Here is a 19,309-nt window from a genome sequence, read left to right on the forward strand (position 1 = left end):
ACAAAAACTTTAAATTAAAATATGGAAGCAACTCATGAAAAAATCGACGATTGCGTTGGGTGTATTGGCGGCTGTCGCAGCTGTTGGCTACTCAGCTTACAATACGATGTTCTCAGCAGAGGCCGTAACAGTGGATGCCGCTGCTCAAGAGCAGAAATTCACACAATACGCTCACCCAGAGCATTTCATTTCATCACAGCAACTGAAATCGTTAATGGACAGTGATAAAGACGTGGTTGTGATCGGCGCGTTAAACCCTATCAAACCAGATAGTCCTATCTCTGGTTCTTACACTATGTGGCGTAACGATTACTCTGCGGCTGAAGGCGTTTACGATTTCGGCGGTATGAGCAACAGCACGGAAGAGATGGAAACCATCTTAGGTAGCTTCGGCGCATCAATGGACAGCACAATCGTGGTTTACGCGGCAGGCTCTCACCACGATGCTGCGCGCCTTTACTGGCAAATCCATAACCTTGGTCACCAAGACGTTCGTTACCTAGACGGTGGCTTGAATGCTTGGATGGGCGCAGGTTTCCCAACTGGCTCTGCAAACCAAAGCGTTGCAGCGGTTGAATACAAAGCTCCGAAGAAAAAACAAGACAACAACACACTAGCAACGCTGGATATGGTTATCGCAGCGCAAAACAACCCAGACTGGGTGATCCTAGATACGCGCGGCAACGACGAATTTAGAGGCGAAGTAGCGGTTTCTGGTGCATTTGGTCCAGGCACCATTCCAAACAGTGTTCACATTAACTGGACCAAAGCGTTGAACGAAGACACAACGCTTAAATCAGCAGAAGAGCTGCAAGCCCTTTACGGCGACATCATCAAAGGCAAGAAAGTTATCGCTTACTGCCAATCTGGTGTTCGCTCTGCCCACACCACCATGATTCTTACTGAAGTATTAGGTGCAGAAGGCGTCTACAACTACGACGGCTCATGGATCGAGTACAGCCATGCTCACTACGAGCAGAAGAATCCTGAAGTGAACGTTATCAACGGCAAGAGCTGAACAACACGGAAATAGCACTCAATGAACAATGTAATTTTTAGCCAAAAGCTATTAGACACCGCTCAAACTATCGTCGATGGCTGTATGGGGGATGCCGATCCGGCATGTCAAACCGCATGTCCAATGCACACAGACGTAAAACAATACGTTCGCATGGCAGGCGAAGGTGATTTCCAAGGCGCTTTGGATCTGATCCGCAGCAAACTATTCCTACCTCAAACGCTTGGCCGCATCTGTGCACACCCTTGTGAAGCTTCTTGTCGTCGTCATACTGAGTTCGGTCAGCCGATCAGCGTTGCAGGCATCAAGCGTTTTGTTGCAGAAAAACTGGATAACCAAGATCACTGGGATCTCAACATTGCTCCTCTAACCAACAAACACATCGCGATCGTGGGTGCAGGCCCAGCCGGTGCGCAAGCGGCAATTGAGCTTCGTCGTCAAGGCCACGAAGTAACGATTTACGAAAAGCTAGACGTATACGGCGGCATGATGCGTGTGGGTATCCCTGAATACCGTCTACCACGCGACGTTATCGACTTCGAATACAGCTACTTAACAATGCTAGGTGTGACGACTCGTTTCGGTGTTGAAATCGGCAAAGACATCAGCTTCGATACTCTACGTAGCGAACACGATGCTGTGATTCTAGCTCACGGTGCACACGTAGGCTCTATCATTCCGCTACCAGGTCATGACAACGATGGCGTGTTCTCTGCGGTTGAATACTTGAAAGAGATTTCTGAAACTCGCCAATTCCCACGTGCAGGCAAACGCGTGATGGTGATCGGCGGCGGTGACGTGGCAATGGACTGTGCGCGTTCTTCATGGCGTATCGGTGCAAGCGAAGTTTACCAATGTTCGCTTGAGAGCCTAGAGAATCTACCTGCAAGCCAAATCGAAATCGACGAGTCGCTAGAAGAAGGTGTCGAGTTCAACGCAGGTTGGGGCCCAGTTGCTATCGAACACGATAACGGCAAAGTAACCGGCATCACTATCAAGAAAGTAGTGTCTATCTTTGACGAGCAAGGCAACTTTGCACCTAAGTACAGCGAAGAAAGCAAAACTATCTCTGTGGATACGGTTGTTTTCGCTACGGGTCAAGTAGTGGCTGACATCACTGGCGGCGCGCTAGAACAAACTCGCGGCGGCCGTTACGTAGTCGATAAACAAACGCTAGCTTCTAGCCTAGAAGACGTCTTCGTAGCTGGTGACGCGTGTGGCGGTAACATCGTGATTGAAGCGATGGCATTAGGTCGCAAAGCCGCAATGAGTGTTGAGCGTTTCCTAACGACTCGCCCACTGACTGAAGGTCGCGACTTCGAGCAAGAATACAGCTACTCATCTCGTCTAGACGTACCACTACCAAAAGGTACGGTAGATACCCCTCGCCTACACGGTGAATTGCGTAACGCGGAAGAGCGTAAGCAAGATTTTGCACAAGTGGATTTAGGCTTTACTGAAGAACAAATCAAACAAGAAGCATCTCGCTGTCTGCAATGTAGCTGCAAGCTATGTATGACCGAGTGCATCATGATGAACGACTTCAGTGACTGTCCGAAGACCATCTTCTCTGACTTCGTGAACAACAAGTCAATGGATCCACTGATGGCTTACTCATGTAATGCCTGTGACCAGTGCACCATCGTATGTCCGAAAGACTTCCCAATGAAGGAAATGTTCCTAGGCGCACGTGCTGACTTTGTTAAGGCAAACAATGGTGAATCACCAATGCCGGGTCACAAAGCAATCAACATGCACCAGAAGCTGGGCTTCTCAAAAATCTTCACTATGGCAAAACGAGCGGTATCGACAAAATGAGTAATAAAGTATTTATGCCAGGATGCAGCTTGCCATCCTACTCACCTGAAGGCGTAGCAGCAATTGCGAGCTACTTAAAAGAAGTGTACCCAGACATGGGCGCAGTGCAGAAGTGTTGTGGTAAACCAACCGCTGCTATTGGCCAAACTGAGAAGTTCAAAGAGCGTTACGGTCAGCTTCAAGCAGACTTCGATAAGCTAGACGCACAAGAAGTCATTGTGGCGTGTCAAAGCTGCTATGGCATGATCAAGAAATCTGGTGGCACACAAAAACCGGTTTCATTGTGGAAACTGCTTCCAGAAATCGGCCTGCCAGAAGCGCTACGCGGTAAAGCGAAAAACAGTGACGTGGTATTCACCATTCACGACTCTTGCTCAACTCGCTACGAAAAAGAGCTGCAAGACGGTATCCGCTGGATCTTGAATGAGCTTGGATACAAAACCTCAGAACCAGAACACACACGTGAAAACACACGCTGTTGCGGTTTCGGCGGCATGGTAGTGCCAGCAAACCCAGACGTCGCAACACGCGTAATCAAGCGCCGCGTGGAAGAGTTTGAGACAGACTACGTTGTGGTTTACTGCTCGGCTTGTCGTGCATCCATGATGGGTGTAGGTACGAAATCTTGGCACATTCTGGATCTAATGTTCGGCCCTGTGATCATGCAAGGTGATGAGCCGCCAGTAAACGTACTTGCTAGCCCTGTGAAAGCTTGGTTCAACCGCTACAAATCGAAAGCGGGCCTAATCAAGTGTATGTCTGTGTAACTGTGTCTCTGTAGCTACGTTTTTGTAGCTACATCTTTTTAATTATTAGGTTTAAGTGAAGTTGAACTTATGAAATTCGTAAAAATTGCTCTTATTGTTGCTGTTATCGCTCTCGCTCTATTTGCAGCAAAACAAACTGGCATCCTTGAAATCATCACAGACATCAAGAGCCTACAAGATTGGATCGCAAGCTTTGGCGTTTGGGGTTACGCAGTATTCGTAGCAGCATTCGTATTTGCGTGTGTTTTCCTACTACCGGGCAGTGCGTTCACCATCGTAGCGGGTATCGTATTTGGCCCAATCAAAGGCGGTATCTTAGCGCTGTTCTCTGCAACGCTTGGCGCGGTGGCGGCATTTATCGTGGCGCGCTTCCTGCTTCGTAACACCATCATGAAGAAGTTTGGCGATAACCCAATCTTCAAGAAAATCGACGATGGCGTAGCAGCAAACGGTACAAGCTTCCTGATCCTAACGCGTCTAGTACCTGTATTCCCATTCAGCCTACAGAACTACGCTTACGGTCTAACCAGCCTAAACCTTGGCACTTACGCTTTGGTTTCTCTACTAACAATGGCACCAGGTGCATTCATCTTCGCTTACATGGCGGGTGATATTGCGACAAACGGTGTGTCTGCGATGCTACTAGTGAAGTTTGCGGTTGCGGGTCTTATCCTGTTTGGCATGTCTCTGATTCCAAAATACATCGCGAAGAAAAAAGGCATCAACATGGAAGAATTAGCGAAGTAATCCGGTCTATCCATTATTGACGCCAAAAGAGTGCGACTTATCGGGAGTTGCACTCTTTTCATTCTTACTAATTTGCCCACAGTTTGTGCCTCTTTTGGCCACTTTTAAAACCAAAAACTGACGTGAATTGGTATGACCTCACAAGGCGAATAATTCTATGAAACTATTATCAAATTCGCGTTGATAATAAAGCGAGATAGATTACTATCCATGTAGAGGGAACGGAGCGTTCAGCCTGTTTATACCCCTATGTTGAGTATTGAAAATAGACGTTTTTCATCACATAGGCGAACAAAGCTCCAAAATGAAAACAAAGATAAAGAAACACGGATTACGTATGAAAAAGCTACTTAGCACCATTGGCATTTTAGCCACCACTTTTGCCACCTCCTCTTATGCCACTTCTCACTCCGAAGAATGGCAAAAAATCGAACAACAAGCCGACGGTCAGACTGTTTATTTCCATGCTTGGGGTGGTAGCCAAGAGATCAACCGCTATATCCAATGGGCAGGCAAAGAGCTTAAATCTCGCTACAACGTGACGCTTAACCACGTAAAAGTCACCGACATTTCTGAAACCACCACTCGTCTTATCGCAGAAAAAGCCGCAGGGAAGAGCAGTGGTGGCAGTGTGGATATGGTTTGGATTAATGGTGAAAACTTTAAATCAATGAAAGACAACCAACTGCTGTTTGGTCCTTTTGTTGACGGTCTACCAAGTTGGCAATATGTCGATAAAACACTACCAGTAGATGTCGATTTTTCAGAACCAACTGATGGCCTTGAAGCGCCATGGGGGGTGGGCCAACTTGTTTTTATCTACGATGAAGAGACACTAAACAACCCGCCAAGCTCGTACGCAGAAATGCTAAGTTACGCAAAAGCGTTTCCTAACCGCCTTACTTACCCTCGCCCACCAGAGTTTCATGGCACTAGCTTCATTAAATCTCTACTCATTGAGTTAAGTAACAACGATCCTACACTGCAAAAGCCAGTGACCGACGAAGCATTCAAAACCGTTACGCAGCCTCTATGGGCTTACTTAGATGAATTCCACACTGTTGCATGGCGCGGTGGTAAACAGTTCCCAGGCGGAACAGCAGAAACCGTACAACTGCTAGATGATGGTCAGATTGATCTAGCTGTCACGTTCAACCCGAACGCGGTTTTCTCAGCACAATCAAGCGGTAACCTAGCAGAAAGTACCAAAGCATACGCAATGGACGCAGGCGCACTGTCGAACATCCACTTCTTAGCGATTCCTTGGAACGCAAATGCCAGTGCAGGCGCGCAAGTTGCTATAAACTTTTTATTAAGCCCTGAAGCACAGTCTCGCAAAGGTGATATCAACATCTGGGGTGATCCTTCAGTGCTAAGCAGCCAGTACCTAACCGGCACGGCTAAGAATACTCAACAGTTCAAATCTATCGCTGAGCCACACCCAAGCTGGCAAGCAGCGTTAGAAAAAGAATGGCTGAAACGCTACGGAAATTAATACACACCCATGTTAAGAGCGCTGTATCTAGTTATTATCGCAGTTTGTATATTACCAACCATCCCGGGGCTACTCGGGGTGGTGGTGTCTGCGCTCGGCTATGTACCCCCTATCGGTTTGCACCACTTTTCACTGGATGGCTTTCATGCTGTGTTTGAATGGGAAGGCGTGTGGACGTCAATTGGACTGACTTTCTATTCCGCCATTTTCAGCAGCTACCTTGCTTGTTTGATCACTTTCGCGATTCTTCAAGCTTCATGGGGCAGCAAGTTCTGGCGCAAGATTGAAATGAGTCTGTCCCCTCTTCTTGCTATGCCGCATGTCGCGTTTGCTATCGGCTTCGCTTTTCTATTCGCACCAACAGGTATGGGCGTTCGTGTTCTCAATCAATTGTTTGGTTACGATCCAAATGCGCAAACAGTGAATGACTTAGCGTTGTTGATCAAAGATCCACACGCACTGGGGTTGATCGTCATGCTTGCTATTAAAGAAGTGCCGTTTTTATTGTTGATGAGCATTCCTATTCTTCAGCAATTAAAAGTTGAGAAGATTGAAAAAGTCAGCCATTCGATGGGTTACAGTTCCGCGCAAGCATGGTGGAAATGTGTCTTCCCACAATGGTTAGCGAAACTGCGTTTCCCAATGTTGGCTGTTCTGGCTTATAGCTTATCCGTTGTGGATGTGGCGCTAATTATTGGCCCAACCAACCCTCCTACGTTTGCAGTGTTGGTATGGCAGTGGTTTAACGATCCTGATTTGTCGCTCCTACCAAGAGCAGCGGCGGGTGCGGTGGTACTGTTTGCTATTGCAAGCCTTTTGATTGGTTTTGCACGACTCGTCGAATGGAGCATTACCAAAGGCTTTAAACGCTGGCAATACTCTGGTCGCAGCGGTTTCCGCTTACCGGGTAAAACCTTGTTTTCTCTGATAGCCCTACTCGCACTGTTAATGGTGCCATTGATGGTGGTCTGGAGCTTTGCACAGCGTTGGCGTTTCCCTGACTTATTACCAAGCCGCTACAGCTTACGTTTTTGGGAATACGAGTGGCAAAGTATTCTTGGCACGCTAGAGCAAAGCATGTTGATTGCAGTTATCAGTGCATCTATTGCCCTTGTACTAGCACTAATCGCTCATGAGTACCGCCTACGATACCGTTGGCAGGTGCCGGGTTACATCATCGCTGTACCTATGTTGATCCCGCAGCTTTCTGTGCTGTTTGGTATGCAGGTCGCTACTCTGTATCTCGACAGCAATGCATATTTCTTCTGGGTGTGCTGGGCACATGTCTTCTTCGCTTTCCCATTCGTTTACCTGTCATTGGATGGGCCTTGGCGCAGCTTCGACAACGGTTTGACTCGTGTCGCTCTTAGCCTTGGTAAATCACCAATGCAAGCTTGGTTGAAAGTGAAGTTGCCGATTCTTCTGCCTGCCATTGCCTTTGCTTGGGCTGTGGGTATTAGTGTGAGCTTGGCTCAATACCTACCAACACTCGTGCTGGGCGCAGGTCGCATCAGCACAATAACAACAGAAGCGGTAGCCCTCTCAAGTGGCTTCGACCGTCGTGTCACCGCGATTTACGCAATTTGGCAAGCGCTCTTGCCGTTAATGTTCTTCTCTTTTGCGATTCTACTTAGTCGTTTACACGTCAAGTATCGCCGGTTGTCTATTAAAGGTTTACTACCGAATGAGTCTTTGTCTCAAAAACCTCGCCATCCGTAAAACCAATGGCGACACACTTTTCTCTGCGTTCAACATGACCGTAAAGAAAGGTGAAATTGTTACCCTGATGGGCCCAAGCGGCTGCGGAAAATCCACCTTGTTGGATGCGATTGCTGGTCACCTGTCTTCCGAGTTCGACTATTCAGGCTCAATCACACTCGATAACGAAAAGCTGGATGCTTTACCTGCGCACAAACGTCAGGTGGGTATTCTGTTCCAAGATGACTTGCTCTTCCCACACCTCACCGTGTGGGAAAACCTAGCTTTCGCTCTGCCTGATTCAATCAAAGGGACTGAGCGTAAAGAACGCGCGATGCAGGCTTTGAAGCACATCTCGCTAACTAAACTCGCAGAGTCTTTCCCTGATCAAATCTCAGGCGGCCAGCGCGCACGTATTGCTCTCACTCGCATGTTGTTGGCAAAACCGAAAGTTGCCCTACTCGATGAGCCCTACAGCAAGCTCGATAAAGATCTGCGCGTACAGTTTCGTAACTGGGTTGTGGAGCAGCTTCAACAAGCCAACATTCCTGCTTTAATGGTAACTCACGATGAGGATGATATTCCTGAGGGCAGTCGCTGCCTGAACTGGCCTTGGGAGACAAGCCATGCTTGATAGCCTGAGTATCAAAATCATTAAGTGGCCATTGGCACAGAGCGCTAAAGTTATTGATAAATGTGGCGTGACAGCTAACCAAACCACCTTGTTTGGCTTCGCACTTGGCTGTTTTGCCTTACCTGCATTGATGGCAGAGCAATACACGCTTGCATTAGCGTTTATTCTGCTGAATCGCATCTGTGATGGATTGGATGGTGCTTTAGCGAGGATTCAAGGCATCACCGATGCGGGTGGCTTCCTTGATATAAGTCTAGACTTCCTGTTCTATTCTCTGATTCCCTTTGGCTTTGTACTAGCAAATCCAGAACAAAACGCTGTCGCAGGTGCGTTCTTGATCTTTTCGTTTATTGGTACAGGAAGCAGCTTCTTAGCTTTCGCGATCATGGCGGGTAAACGTGGTATCGATAACCCTGTCTACAAGCACAAATCTCTGTACTACATGAGCGGCCTGACAGAAGGCACAGAGACCATAGGTTGCTTCGTGCTGTTTTGTTTGTTCCCGCAGCATTTTGCCGTGATTGCGTACATCTTTGGTGCAGCATGTTGGTTTACTACGTTTACGCGTATTTACTCCGGATTTCATACGCTGAAACCGTAAACAAAACTTCAAGAGAGATTCCTGATTACAACGAAGGAATGCAGTCGGGAATCTCTATTCCATCATCCCTCAATAAAGCATCCCACTCACCACCAACGTCAGCACAATTCCAGAGACAAAACTCGGAAAATGCCACGTCCGCTGCTTAGCGCGGTAATACTCTTTTTGTAGGTCCTCTTGGTAGCTCTTTACGGCCAATTCTTTAATGTAGTTATTATGCATAACCTGTCCTCCTGACGTGTTTTACAGATGGAGGATAAAAGCTCAAGTTAAATTAAGGTCAACGGAAAAATTCAATTTCGGATAATATTATTTGCGAAGGCTGAATCCCTCACTCCTAGTTCTTAAGCTCAATCAGTTGCACTTGTTTGTATCACAGTTTTGTTGTGTCACTTGATCGTCGTCAATGGAACATCAATCTCTCACACCTTTCGATGTTCAAATGACATCAAGTTGCTAGCATGAGCCCATTCAAGATAACTCTGGGCTTGTTATGACTCCTACTGTCGACCACGTACTTCTCAATATCGCACTTAATCTGAGCTCAAATCGCTCTCATGAGCAGCAATACCAAAACCTGATTGACGGGGTGGCACAAGTGTTCCCTTGCGATGCGAGTTGCCTGTTTATCTTTGATGAAGACGGTTTTCTCACGCCAGTCGCAGTGAAAGGTTTGTCGAACTCAGTTCTCGGTCGCCGTTACTTCCCTAAAGCTCATCCGCGTTTAGATGCCATCATTCATAGTCGCGAGCCTGTTCGCTTTGATGCCGACTGCGCCCTGCCCGATCCATTTGATGGAACACTATTAACCGAAGATCAATGTATTGACGTCCATGACTGCATGGGCTTTAGCTTGTACGTTGAGGGGCAACTTGTCGGCGCATTAACCATGGATGCGCTAGCGGTTGGCGCGTTTGACCATATCGACCCAGTCGCAATCGAAACATTCGCAGCACTAACGGCGGCAACACTGCGTAACATTGCGCAATTAAAAGCCCTTAAAGCGCAGAACCAGAAGCAAAAGAGCGTCACACAAACCCTGATCCAACAGGCGCGCTCACAACACGGTGACATGGTTGGCTTAAGCACACAAATCAATCAATTACGAAACAATATTGCGACCGTTGCTCAGTCGGATTACGCAGTATTGGTAACGGGAGAAACGGGGACAGGCAAAGAGCTTGTTGCTCACTCTGTCCATGCTCAATCTCATCGTAATGATAAACCGATGATCTACGTAAACTGCGCCGCCCTACCCGAAGGTCTGGCGGAGAGCGAACTGTTTGGCCACGTAAAGGGCGCCTTTACTGGAGCCAATAGTCATCGTGCAGGTAAATTCGAACTGGCTGATGGCGGTACAATCTTCTTAGATGAAGTGGGTGAATTACCATTGATTTTGCAGGCAAAACTGTTGCGAGTTATCCAGCAAGGTGAGTTGCAACGTGTAGGCAGCGATCAGCATTTGATGGTTAACGTGCGCATCATCGCAGCCACCAACCGACAGTTAGAAAAAGAAGTGGAAGATGGCACATTCCGTGCGGATTTGTTCCATCGTTTAAACGTGTTCCCAATCAAAGTACCACCACTTCGCGCGCGTGATGGCGACATTCCAGTTCTTGCGGGATATTTGTTAGAAAAAGTACGTCAGCAATTTAACGCACCAAACCTTCACGTTCACCCTAAGGTACTGACTCAACTAGAATCTCTGCCTTGGTATGGTAACGTTCGAGAGCTTGAACACACCCTAACGCGAGCAGCGTTACATGCCATTCAACAAGGCGCGAGCACCATCATGCTCAATCACTTTGATACTTCATTGGCATTGGATGATGTAAAAAACACATCGCACTACTTGCCGAAGGAGAGCCAACCAATGCGCGAGTTAGTAGAGAGTTATCAACGTGACTTAATTGAACACGCTTTAAGCCAAACTGGCGGTGTTTGGGCAAAAGCAGCGGAGTTTTTACAAATGGATCGAGGCAACTTGTATCGCATGGGTAAAAAGCTCGGCATAAGCAAATAGAAGCCCCTACTTCGCTCATTTATCTAGAAGGAAAAGTTACCTCTTGAACAGAGGGATTCCGGATGGCTCGCTTAGACCCGTCCGGAATAACGCTTAACACCAATGTGCATGGGTTAACTGCCTCATTTGGTTTTTCGCATTTCATTCGCTCCTCCTCATTCGTGACAATTAAACCGCTCAAGTCTCTGCTTTCTTCTCACTCTTTAAGCTCATCAAGTTTTCAGTTGCCTTATTGCGTCACTCCAAAAATCTACGGAGGCGCACAATAGGAAACCTCTTCCTCCACACAACCGCATTAACTTTTCTCCTGTTTAACAAGTACTTCCACTTTCGATTGTTCAAGCGTTTCTCGCGTGTTGCTTTTCTCATCACATCTGTATTTTCGTTGTCATTTGCACATCATTCGCGTTGTCACAATCACATCAATCACTCACTTCGAAAGCAACAAAACCGTTATACATCAATAAGATAACAATTGGCACGCATTCTGCTATATAAGGAAAATAAAACGACTATTACTACAATCACTGGAGAACCCAATATGTTCTGTATTCAATGTGAACAGACAATCCAAACCCCGGCTGTAAAAGGCTGTTCTTTCGCACAAGGTATGTGTGGCAAAACTTCAGAGGTATCCGATCTACAAGACGTGTTGGTTTACACTTTGCAAGGGGTTTCTTTTTGGGCAGCACGCGCGCTTGAATTCAATATCATCAATGATGAAATCAACCAGTGGGCTCCAAGAGCATTTTTCTCTACGTTGACCAACGTAAACTTTGACCCAGAACGTATCCTTGAACTGACTTCTCAAGCAGCAACATACAAAGCGCTGCTAAAAGACCAAGCGACGACAGCAGCAACTCTTGCAGATGAAGTGCTAGTGAACATTCCTGATGTAGCGAACTTCGAGTTGCCAAACAGCGCAGAGGAAATCTTGGCGTTTGCTCCTCAAGTTGCGGTAAACCGCGGTAAAGACCAAGTACACGAAGACGTTATCGGCCTGCGCCTACTTTGCTTATACGGCCTAAAAGGTGCAGCTGCGTACATGGAACACGCACGCGTACTTGAGCAAACCAACAATGATATCTTCGCGGAATACCACGAAATCATGGCTTGGTTAGGTACTGACCCTGAAGATCTAGGCGAACTGCTAGACTGCTCAATGCGCATCGGTCTTATGAACTACAAAGTGATGGAAATGCTGGATCACGGTGAAACAGTTACATTCGGTCACCCAGAGCCAACAACCGTTAACGTTAAGCCACTGAAAGGCAAATGTATTCTTGTTTCTGGTCATGACCTTCACGACCTAGAGAAAATCCTGCAACAGACTGAAGGCAAAGGCATTAACGTTTACACCAATGGTGAAATGCTGCCTGCACACGGTTACCCAGAGCTGAAGAAATACCCTCACCTAGTGGGTAACTACGGTAGCGCTTGGCAGAACCAACAGAAAGAGTTCGCTAACTTCCCTGGCGCGATTGTGATGACATCAAACTGCCTATTGAACCCGAACGTTGGCCAATACGCAGACCGTCTATTCACTCGTAGCATTGTTGGCTGGCCGGGTGTCGCTCACCTAGAAGGTGATGATTTTAGCCAAGTAGTCGAGTGTGCATTGGCACAAGAAGGCTTCCAACACAATGAAATCGAGCACAACATCACGGTTGGCTTTGGACGTAACGCACTGATGAACGCGGCTCCTGCAGTTATCGACCAAGTGAAGCAAGGCAACATCAAGCACTTCTTCCTAGTAGGTGGTTGTGATGGCGACAAAGCAGAACGTAGCTACTACACCGACTTCACCGCGGAAGCACCAGAAGATACGCTAATCCTAACGCTGGCTTGTGGTAAATACCGCTTCAACAAGAACACATTTGGCGACATCAATGGCATCCCTCGCCTATTGGATGTAGGCCAATGTAACGATGCGTACTCAGCAATCCAGCTTGCACTGGCACTTGCGAAAGAGTTCGATTGCGACATCAACGAGCTTCCTCTAACGCTTGTTCTGTCTTGGTTCGAGCAAAAAGCGATTGTGATCCTGCTTACCCTATTCGCTCTTGGTGTGAAAGGCATCTACACGGGTCCAACAGCGCCTGCATTCCTGACGCCAAACTTGATTGCGATTATCCAAGAGAAATTCGATATGCGTAGCATTGGTAATGTTCAGGATGATCTTAAAACCATCCTAGCAGCGTAATCACCTTGCTTATCACGCGCCTCCTTAATTGGGGGCGCTTTTATCTATTGAGTACTCGACAACCAAAGAGATTGTTATGTTTTTTGAATGGCAAGGCAGTCAACCTGTCACGTTACGCTGTGTAGACAAATACCATGAAACTGCTGATGCAGTGAGCCTCAAGTTGGCAGACCTGTCAGAGTCGCTCTTGTTTGAATTTAAAGCCGGTCAGTTCATCAACCTTGGCGTTGAAATCGATGGCAAGATGGAGTTTCGTGCTTACTCTCTCAGCTCTCTTTCCGGTGACGACTGTCTGCAACTAACGATAAAGCGTGTCGAAGGCGGTAAGGTATCCAACTACATCATCGATAAGCTTCTCATTGGCGATACAGTTCAAGCGCTTCCTCCTACGGGTGATTTCAACTGCATTGACCATCCACCAATCGAGGTCAACGGTAGAAAGAAAGCACTGCTCATCAGTGCGGGCTGTGGCATTACGCCTGTATTCGCGATGGCAAAAGAATGGCTAGGCAACGACGCTGGTGTTGATATTGAGTTCCTACACATTGCCCGTTCTAAGCCGGAAACCATCTACTTTGATTTGCTGGAGACCTACCATTCGGTTTATCCAGATTTCAATTTGAAATTGCTGCTGAAAAACCGTGGTGAAACACTATACCCAGAAGGTCGTTTGAATACCGAGTGGTTAAAAGAACTGGTGCCCGACTTTAAACAGCGCACGGTTTATCTATGCGGTCCAAATCAGTTTATGCTTGATGTTCAAAGCTACTTGAATGAGCTTGGCTTTGATATGGCGAACTTCTTCCAAGAAAGCTTTACACCAGCAGCAAGCGAAGAAACCGAAGTATCAAATGAATCAGCGAGTGTGTCAGTACCTAATTTCGCCCAAACGATTGATGCTCAAAAAGGCCAAGTCCTTGCTGATGTGTTGGAAGGCGCAGGATTACCACTGATCATAGCTTGCCGAAGCGGTATTTGTGGCTCTTGTAAGTGTAAGGTTCGCAAGGGTAGCGTGTCTTCAACCAGCCAAGAGACATTGACCCCTGAAGAAATTGAGCAAGGCTATGTACTCGCCTGCTCTTCGACGATTGAATCCGATCTTGAAGTTCAGATTGGTTAAAGCCGTTAATACGAACATTAAAAAAGCGCCGTACTAGGCGCTTTTTGCTTATGGAAAAGTGTTATTAAACTCGGAAGTTTCTTTATCTAAACTCAGCTAAACAGTAAAACCTTCAGTGCAGCTTCGCTATCTACATCCATAAACTCTGGCGGGTTATCCAAACGCTCGCGGAATGTTAGCTCTGGCGCTTCTTCCTTCATGCTTTCAATCAAGAAATCGCTGGTCACCGATGGTGAGTTTACACACGCTAACACCTGACCACCTTCTGCCAATAAATCAGGCAAACGGCGTAGAATCTTTTTGTAGTCTTTGGTTAGTGCAAAGCTGCCTTTCTGGAATGATGGTGGATCAATGATGATCACATCGTATTGGCCCGCTTTCTTAATCTTGCCCCACGACTTAAAGATGTCGTGCCCCATAAAGCTCACTTGGTTGATGTTATGACCATTCAGCTTATGGTTCTCACGACCTTTAGACAGCGATGCTCTCGCCATATCCACGTTAACCACTTTATCTGCGCCACCAGCAATTGCAGCAACAGAAAAGCCACAAGTGTAAGCAAACAGATTAAGTACGTTTTTGTGCTTCGCATTTTCACGTACCCAGTCACGGCCGTAACGCATATCAAGGAACAGACCGAAGTTCTGGTTACGTCCGATGTCTAACTGGTACTTCAAGCCACTTTCTTCAACCACAGGTCGAGCATCTAGCTCACCCAACAGAGTTTCAGAAGGTGCGCCGTCAGCGTAGCGATGTTGAATTACGATCGTACGCCCTTGTTTCTCTGCCCACAGAGCAGATTCTGAAAGCGTGTTCAACCCTGCTTTCAATTCAGTAAGAAACGTCTCATCCACTTCTTTAAATAGGTTGATGATCAACTGACCTTGTAACCAATCACACGTGATTTGCTCTAAACCTTCAAAACGGCGACCACGACCGTGAAACAGTCGGCGAATTTCATTGGGAGCTTGTGTTAGCTCCGCTTCTAGATGCTGGAAAAACAGCGGAAGTTGTGATGCTTGCATCGAATTCTCTTATTCGTTTTCTTTGTGATGGTTATTTAATCGTAGGCCAGTTCAGCTCCCACGGAGAAAGCCAAGAGTCTACACCTTGAGAGACGACTTCATTATGCCATTTACTGCCAAGTGCTTTATGCTCGCGCGGGTCGCAAACAAAGCGATGAGTTTCATCTTGATACAGAAAGCACAACGAAAATGCATGCAAGTAACCACGGTCTGCTTCATTGCCTGCATTATAAATAGGATCGCCAACAATTCCTGAGCCAACTGATTTCAATGCCACGCGAATTTGGTGTGTTTTGCCAGTGTGCGGCTTACATAAAAACAGGCGCTCTCCCGGCTCTGCAGCGAGGGAAAAGAATTGGGTAATCGCGGGATTCGTTTTGCTGTTCACCAGTTTCCATGAGGAACGACGAGAGCGTTCCATATCACCCACTACTAGCCCTTGTTTCTTCTTAGGCTTTTTCGAGCCAATCGCAAGGTAGAACTTTTCGACTTCGCGATTGGCAAATGCTTGAGATAAGGCGCTTGCTGCTTTCGCATTGCGGCCGAGAAGTAGAATACCAGAAGTCATTTTATCGAGACGGTGGATAAGATACAGCTGCTCATCACCACTCTGCTTTGCTACTTCTTGAAGCAACATAGTGTCACCATCGTCTTTATGAACAGAGACGTTGGGATGTTTATTGATGATCAAAAAATCTGGATGGGTATGTAGAATGTCGAACATAAAAAACTGGCTCCACGTTTGGAGCCAGAAGTATACCGATTCTAAGCAATTAGGCGAGCTTAAACTTACCCACTAGAGCTTCCAACTCTTGAACTTTACGATTCAGGCCCTCAACACTTTGAGAGCTGTCATTCGCGAGTTGTAATGAACGAGCTGAAATATCACTGATCGACGTAATATCCGCGGCAATTTCTTTCGTTACAGCGGTTTGCTCTTCTGCAGCAGTCGCAATTGAGTTCACCATACTTTGAACATGCGCCGCACCAGAAACGATTTCCTCCAGTGAGTTCACTGCACCTGAGCTTTGACTCACGCCAATTTCAACCAAACGACAACCGTCCTCAGTGTAAGTCACCGCTTCTTGAGTACCGACTTGAATTGCTTGGATGATCTCACCAACCTCTTGTGTTGCCTTCGTTGTTCGTTCAGCAAGAGCACGAACTTCATCCGCAACCACAGCAAAACCACGACCAAACTCACCTGCACGTGCCGCTTCAATCGCCGCGTTCAATGCCAGAAGGTTCGTCTGCTCTGCGATATCTTCAATGACTTTGATAACCGCACCGATTTTCTCGCCATGAGAACCTAGGCTGTTCATTTGCACCGACATATCCGACATTTGCTGTGATACTTGCTGAATGCTTTCAACCATCTCAACAATAACAGTACGCCCTTGCTCTGCGGTTGATTCCGACTTGCGTGCCTCTTCAAAGGTTGCTGCGCCCTGCTCTGCTACTTGAGAAATGGTCAGGCTTAGCTCTTCTGACGCTGTCGCGATCAAGTGCGCTTTGTCCGCTTGGCTGCTTGCACCGGAGACAATATCTTGACTGACGGTAGCCAATTCTCCAGTCACGGACTTCACTTCTTCGGATACTAACGATATAGAACCAATAAGACTGGTCAAAGACGCTTGCATCTTATTCAAAGACGTCGCGAGGTTTGCTAGCTCGTCACCTGATTTATCGTCGATAGGCGCTACCGTTAGGTCACCCTCTGCAACGCGCTGCGCCAGTTCATCCAATTTACTCAAGCGACTGGTAATCGAATTAGACAACAAGTATGCGATAACAGCAGTGGCAACAAGTGCTATCGAACCAAGCACATAAATCGTCAATTCGATACTGTTAAATGAATCCGAAAGATCAAGCAAAGCTTCACTAGTACTTTGACGACCGTCGATTGATGCAGCATCTAGGATAGACTCAAGCGGTGCTAGATTCGTTTCATAAAGTGAGCGAAGACGCGCGACATTCTCTTCAACATTTTCTAAGCCGAGATTGGACAGAACTTGGGATTCAAAGTCTCGTGTAAAATCGCTCATGTAACGCTCAGCTTTCTCAACGTTACGGTAATCTTCACCACCTACCGTCTCCAAACGTTTAACTGCAGCAATCGCTGCTGCAAACTCCTTTTTATTAACTTGATATTCAGCCTGAGCGCCAGAGACACCAACAATGCTTCCTAATGCATCGCGATAAACATCACCGGCCTCATCGATCAGAATTAGATACTGAACTGTTTCAGGAACATCGTCCGTTCTTACCTCGTCAGCCACTTTGTGCGAGTTCAATACTTCTAATGTAATAATCCCTATCATCACTAGCATGATCGCCAAAATGGCACCAAAACTCGCGTACAGTTTTTTACGAACAGACATTGTCACTAATAACCTTCCTTACCGTTGTCATGGATTTTCTTACTGGTTAATCCACATATTTACACATGCTTTGTAAGGGTTATCGGAACGTACCTCTGCAACTTGAGTACATTTTTTTGTGATCCACATCTCTATGCGAGCGATCTCACAATTACTACCCGTTATTAATATGAGTTTTCTCAATCCTATAAATTATGAATATAAAAAAACGGGAACCGATTAAGGTTCCCGTTTTCAATCAAAGTCTATTTGGTTATAACTTCTTAGAGAAGATACCCGCCAGTGCGATGATGCCGATACCCACCAGCATGATTTCGCCCTTACCGCTGTCGAAACCAGACTTGATACCCATGAAGGCTACGATTGCGATTGCCACTGGGATTACGTACTTAACTAGGTTGTACCATAGACCAAATAGTGGGAAAGAAACTTTGCCGTCGTTAGTGATCTCTTTCTCTAGTTCAGCGCGGTTTAGGCGCCAGCCAGCAAAGATACATACCAACATACCGCCAACCGCTAGGAAGATCTTATCCGTTAGTAGGTCAAAGATATCAAATGCGCCCGTACCGAATAGTGTCGGACCAACACCACCAAGTGATAGCGATGCGAACACACACAGGGTTGCCATTACGACACTCGCAGACAGTACTGCTGTAGAACGCTTCAGGCCTTTCTCATCGATTAGGTAAGAAACCACTACTTCTAGCAGAGATACTGAAGACGTCAGCGCTGCTACTGTTAGACCGATGAAGAACATCAGAGCAAATAGAAGGCCAATTACGCCGCCCATTTCAGCAAACAGTTGAGGAACAACGACGAATACTAGACCTGGGCCTGCTGCTGGCTCCATACCGAATGCAAACATTGCTGGGAACATTGCTACACCCGCTAGGATTGCAACACCTGTGTCCATTGCCGTAACCATGCCGGTAGTTTGAACTAAGTTTTCCTTCTTCTTCAGGTAAGAGCCGTAAGTCATCATACAACCCATACCTAGACTTAGAGAGAAGAATGCTTGACCTAGCGCCGCTAGAACGACATTGCTGTCTACTTTCGAGAAGTCTGGCATGAATAGGAACTCAAGACCCGCCATTGCACCAGGAAGCATCAGACCTTTAACTGATACAACGATCAGGATAAGGAATAAAAGAGGCATGAGGATTTTACCAGCCTTTTCGATACCGCCAGAAATACCTTTCATAACGATAACGATGTTAAGGAACAGGTAAACACCCATCCACATTAACGGTTGGACTGGATCAGAAATGAAGCCGCCAAAACTGTCACCAATTGCTTCAGGAGCACTTAGTAGACCACCACCTACTTTAAAGATGTAAGCAAGCGCCCAGCCACCTACTACAGGGTAGAAACCCATGATTAGTAGACCACTTAGCACGCCGATAACACCGGTAAACGTCCAACGGCGGTCAGTAGATTTGAACGCACCTACTGCTGAAAGACCTGTCTTACGACCAATAGCGAATTCTGTCAGCATGACGCTAAAGCCGATAAAAATAACGAATAAAAGGTAAATTGCTACGAACGCGCCGCCGCCGCTCTCACCTGCTGTGTAAGGGAACTTCCATATATTGCCTAAACCGACAGCGGAACCCGCTGCTGCCATGACGAAGCCTAGTTTAGACCCCCACGTATCACGTGGTGCTGCTGTATTTGTAGCCACGCTTTTTCTCCAAAATGTTTTGTTGTGTTTGCATAGAGATAGGCGTCTAGAATATGTTCGTGTAAAAAATAATGTACACTTTATAAGATGTTTGTATG

General features: G+C 46.7%; 16 protein-coding genes. 11 read left to right on the top strand and 5 right to left on the bottom strand.

From position 1 onward, the window contains the following. Positions 1–34: 34 nt before the first annotated feature. The 8 genes from C1S73_RS03880 (at position 35) to C1S73_RS03915 (ending at position 8,778) form a co-directional block, all read left to right on the top strand. Positions 35–1,018 carry a sulfurtransferase gene (locus C1S73_RS03880; RefSeq protein ID WP_038873567.1) on the top strand — a complete coding sequence of 328 codons (984 nt, stop codon included), beginning with the start codon at positions 35–37 and terminating at the stop codon, positions 1,016–1,018. Positions 1,019–1,039: 21 nt separating this feature from the next. Continuing rightward, complete coding sequence (locus tag C1S73_RS03885; protein WP_038873569.1) at positions 1,040–2,836, top strand: FAD-dependent oxidoreductase; 1,797 nt, start codon at positions 1,040–1,042, stop codon at positions 2,834–2,836. Further along, positions 2,833–3,603, top strand: coding sequence for a heterodisulfide reductase-related iron-sulfur binding cluster (locus tag C1S73_RS03890; RefSeq protein ID WP_005442306.1), 771 nt, complete (start codon positions 2,833–2,835; stop codon positions 3,601–3,603). The genes C1S73_RS03885 and C1S73_RS03890 overlap by 4 nt, the downstream gene beginning before the upstream one ends. 69 nt (positions 3,604–3,672) lie before the next feature. Next, the gene (locus tag C1S73_RS03895) at positions 3,673–4,350 is read left to right on the top strand and encodes a TVP38/TMEM64 family protein (RefSeq protein ID WP_005442307.1); all 678 of its coding nucleotides are present in this window, start codon (positions 3,673–3,675) and stop codon (positions 4,348–4,350) included. A 337-nt stretch (positions 4,351–4,687) separates the two neighbouring features. Next, positions 4,688–5,845 (top strand): ABC transporter substrate-binding protein, encoded by a 1,158-nt coding sequence (locus C1S73_RS03900; protein WP_038873571.1) that lies wholly within the window; start codon positions 4,688–4,690, stop codon positions 5,843–5,845. 9 nt (positions 5,846–5,854) lie between these two features. Beyond that, entirely contained in the window at positions 5,855–7,564 is a 1,710-nt protein-coding gene (locus tag C1S73_RS03905) for an ABC transporter permease (protein WP_038873573.1), read from the top strand. Then, positions 7,530–8,177 carry an ATP-binding cassette domain-containing protein gene (locus tag C1S73_RS03910; protein WP_038873575.1) on the top strand — a complete coding sequence of 216 codons (648 nt, stop codon included), beginning with the start codon at positions 7,530–7,532 and terminating at the stop codon, positions 8,175–8,177. The genes C1S73_RS03905 and C1S73_RS03910 overlap by 35 nt, the downstream gene beginning before the upstream one ends. After that, positions 8,170–8,778 carry a CDP-alcohol phosphatidyltransferase family protein gene (locus C1S73_RS03915; protein WP_038873578.1) on the top strand — a complete coding sequence of 203 codons (609 nt, stop codon included), beginning with the start codon at positions 8,170–8,172 and terminating at the stop codon, positions 8,776–8,778. Before C1S73_RS03910 ends, C1S73_RS03915 begins: the two co-directional genes overlap by 8 nt. A 69-nt stretch (positions 8,779–8,847) precedes the next feature. On the opposite strand, the gene C1S73_RS27880 is transcribed toward C1S73_RS03915, so the two are convergent. After that, positions 8,848–9,000 (bottom strand): hypothetical protein, encoded by a 153-nt coding sequence (locus C1S73_RS27880; RefSeq protein WP_167391658.1) that lies wholly within the window; start codon positions 8,998–9,000, stop codon positions 8,848–8,850. A 271-nt stretch (positions 9,001–9,271) separates the two neighbouring features. Between C1S73_RS27880 and norR the strand changes: the two genes are divergently transcribed. The 3 genes from norR (at position 9,272) to C1S73_RS03930 (ending at position 14,124) form a co-directional block, all read left to right on the top strand. Continuing rightward, positions 9,272–10,801, top strand: a complete 1,530-nt coding sequence (gene norR, locus C1S73_RS03920; protein WP_038873580.1) for a nitric oxide reductase transcriptional regulator NorR — start codon at positions 9,272–9,274, stop codon at positions 10,799–10,801. Between the two features lie 541 nt (positions 10,802–11,342). Next, positions 11,343–13,004: a hydroxylamine reductase gene (gene hcp / locus C1S73_RS03925; RefSeq protein WP_038873582.1), complete on the top strand. Its 1,662-nt coding sequence runs from the start codon at positions 11,343–11,345 to the stop codon at positions 13,002–13,004. A 76-nt stretch (positions 13,005–13,080) separates the two neighbouring features. Beyond that, positions 13,081–14,124, top strand: coding sequence for an FAD-binding oxidoreductase (locus tag C1S73_RS03930; RefSeq protein WP_038873585.1), 1,044 nt, complete (start codon positions 13,081–13,083; stop codon positions 14,122–14,124). A gap of 92 nt (positions 14,125–14,216) precedes the next feature. Here C1S73_RS03930 and C1S73_RS03935 read toward each other — a convergent pair whose 3' ends face one another. The 4 genes from C1S73_RS03935 to C1S73_RS03950 form a co-directional block, all read right to left on the bottom strand. Further along, entirely contained in the window at positions 14,217–15,149 is a 933-nt protein-coding gene (locus tag C1S73_RS03935) for a class I SAM-dependent methyltransferase (protein WP_038873587.1), read from the bottom strand. Between the two features lie 31 nt (positions 15,150–15,180). Continuing rightward, positions 15,181–15,873: a TIGR01621 family pseudouridine synthase gene (locus C1S73_RS03940; protein ID WP_038873589.1), complete on the bottom strand. Its 693-nt coding sequence runs from the start codon at positions 15,871–15,873 to the stop codon at positions 15,181–15,183. 49 nt (positions 15,874–15,922) lie between these two features. Continuing rightward, a complete protein-coding gene (locus tag C1S73_RS03945; protein ID WP_164492037.1) occupies positions 15,923–17,536 on the bottom strand; it encodes a methyl-accepting chemotaxis protein in 1,614 nt (537 codons plus the stop codon). A gap of 247 nt (positions 17,537–17,783) precedes the next feature. Then, complete coding sequence (locus C1S73_RS03950) at positions 17,784–19,154, bottom strand: sodium-dependent transporter (protein ID WP_045407738.1); 1,371 nt, start codon at positions 19,152–19,154, stop codon at positions 17,784–17,786. Between the last annotated feature and the right edge of the window lie 155 nt (positions 19,155–19,309).

It is taken from the genome of Vibrio jasicida 090810c (assembly GCF_002887615.1).
Taxonomy (GTDB): domain Bacteria; phylum Pseudomonadota; class Gammaproteobacteria; order Enterobacterales; family Vibrionaceae; genus Vibrio; species Vibrio jasicida.

Coding starts and splice junctions, on each gene's coding strand:
- C1S73_RS03880 (WP_038873567.1), top strand. CDS start 35: ATGAAAAAATCGACGATTGCGTTGGGTGTATTGGCGGCTGTCGCAGCT.
- C1S73_RS03885 (WP_038873569.1), top strand. CDS start 1,040: ATGAACAATGTAATTTTTAGCCAAAAGCTATTAGACACCGCTCAAACT.
- C1S73_RS03890 (WP_005442306.1), top strand. CDS start 2,833: ATGAGTAATAAAGTATTTATGCCAGGATGCAGCTTGCCATCCTACTCA.
- C1S73_RS03895 (WP_005442307.1), top strand. CDS start 3,673: ATGAAATTCGTAAAAATTGCTCTTATTGTTGCTGTTATCGCTCTCGCT.
- C1S73_RS03900 (WP_038873571.1), top strand. CDS start 4,688: ATGAAAAAGCTACTTAGCACCATTGGCATTTTAGCCACCACTTTTGCC.
- C1S73_RS03905 (WP_038873573.1), top strand. CDS start 5,855: ATGTTAAGAGCGCTGTATCTAGTTATTATCGCAGTTTGTATATTACCA.
- C1S73_RS03910 (WP_038873575.1), top strand. CDS start 7,530: ATGAGTCTTTGTCTCAAAAACCTCGCCATCCGTAAAACCAATGGCGAC.
- C1S73_RS03915 (WP_038873578.1), top strand. CDS start 8,170: ATGCTTGATAGCCTGAGTATCAAAATCATTAAGTGGCCATTGGCACAG.
- C1S73_RS27880 (WP_167391658.1), bottom strand. CDS start 9,000: ATGCATAATAACTACATTAAAGAATTGGCCGTAAAGAGCTACCAAGAG.
- norR (WP_038873580.1), top strand. CDS start 9,272: ATGACTCCTACTGTCGACCACGTACTTCTCAATATCGCACTTAATCTG.
- hcp (WP_038873582.1), top strand. CDS start 11,343: ATGTTCTGTATTCAATGTGAACAGACAATCCAAACCCCGGCTGTAAAA.
- C1S73_RS03930 (WP_038873585.1), top strand. CDS start 13,081: ATGTTTTTTGAATGGCAAGGCAGTCAACCTGTCACGTTACGCTGTGTA.
- C1S73_RS03935 (WP_038873587.1), bottom strand. CDS start 15,149: ATGCAAGCATCACAACTTCCGCTGTTTTTCCAGCATCTAGAAGCGGAG.
- C1S73_RS03940 (WP_038873589.1), bottom strand. CDS start 15,873: ATGTTCGACATTCTACATACCCATCCAGATTTTTTGATCATCAATAAA.
- C1S73_RS03950 (WP_045407738.1), bottom strand. CDS start 19,154: ATGGCAGCAGCGGGTTCCGCTGTCGGTTTAGGCAATATATGGAAGTTC.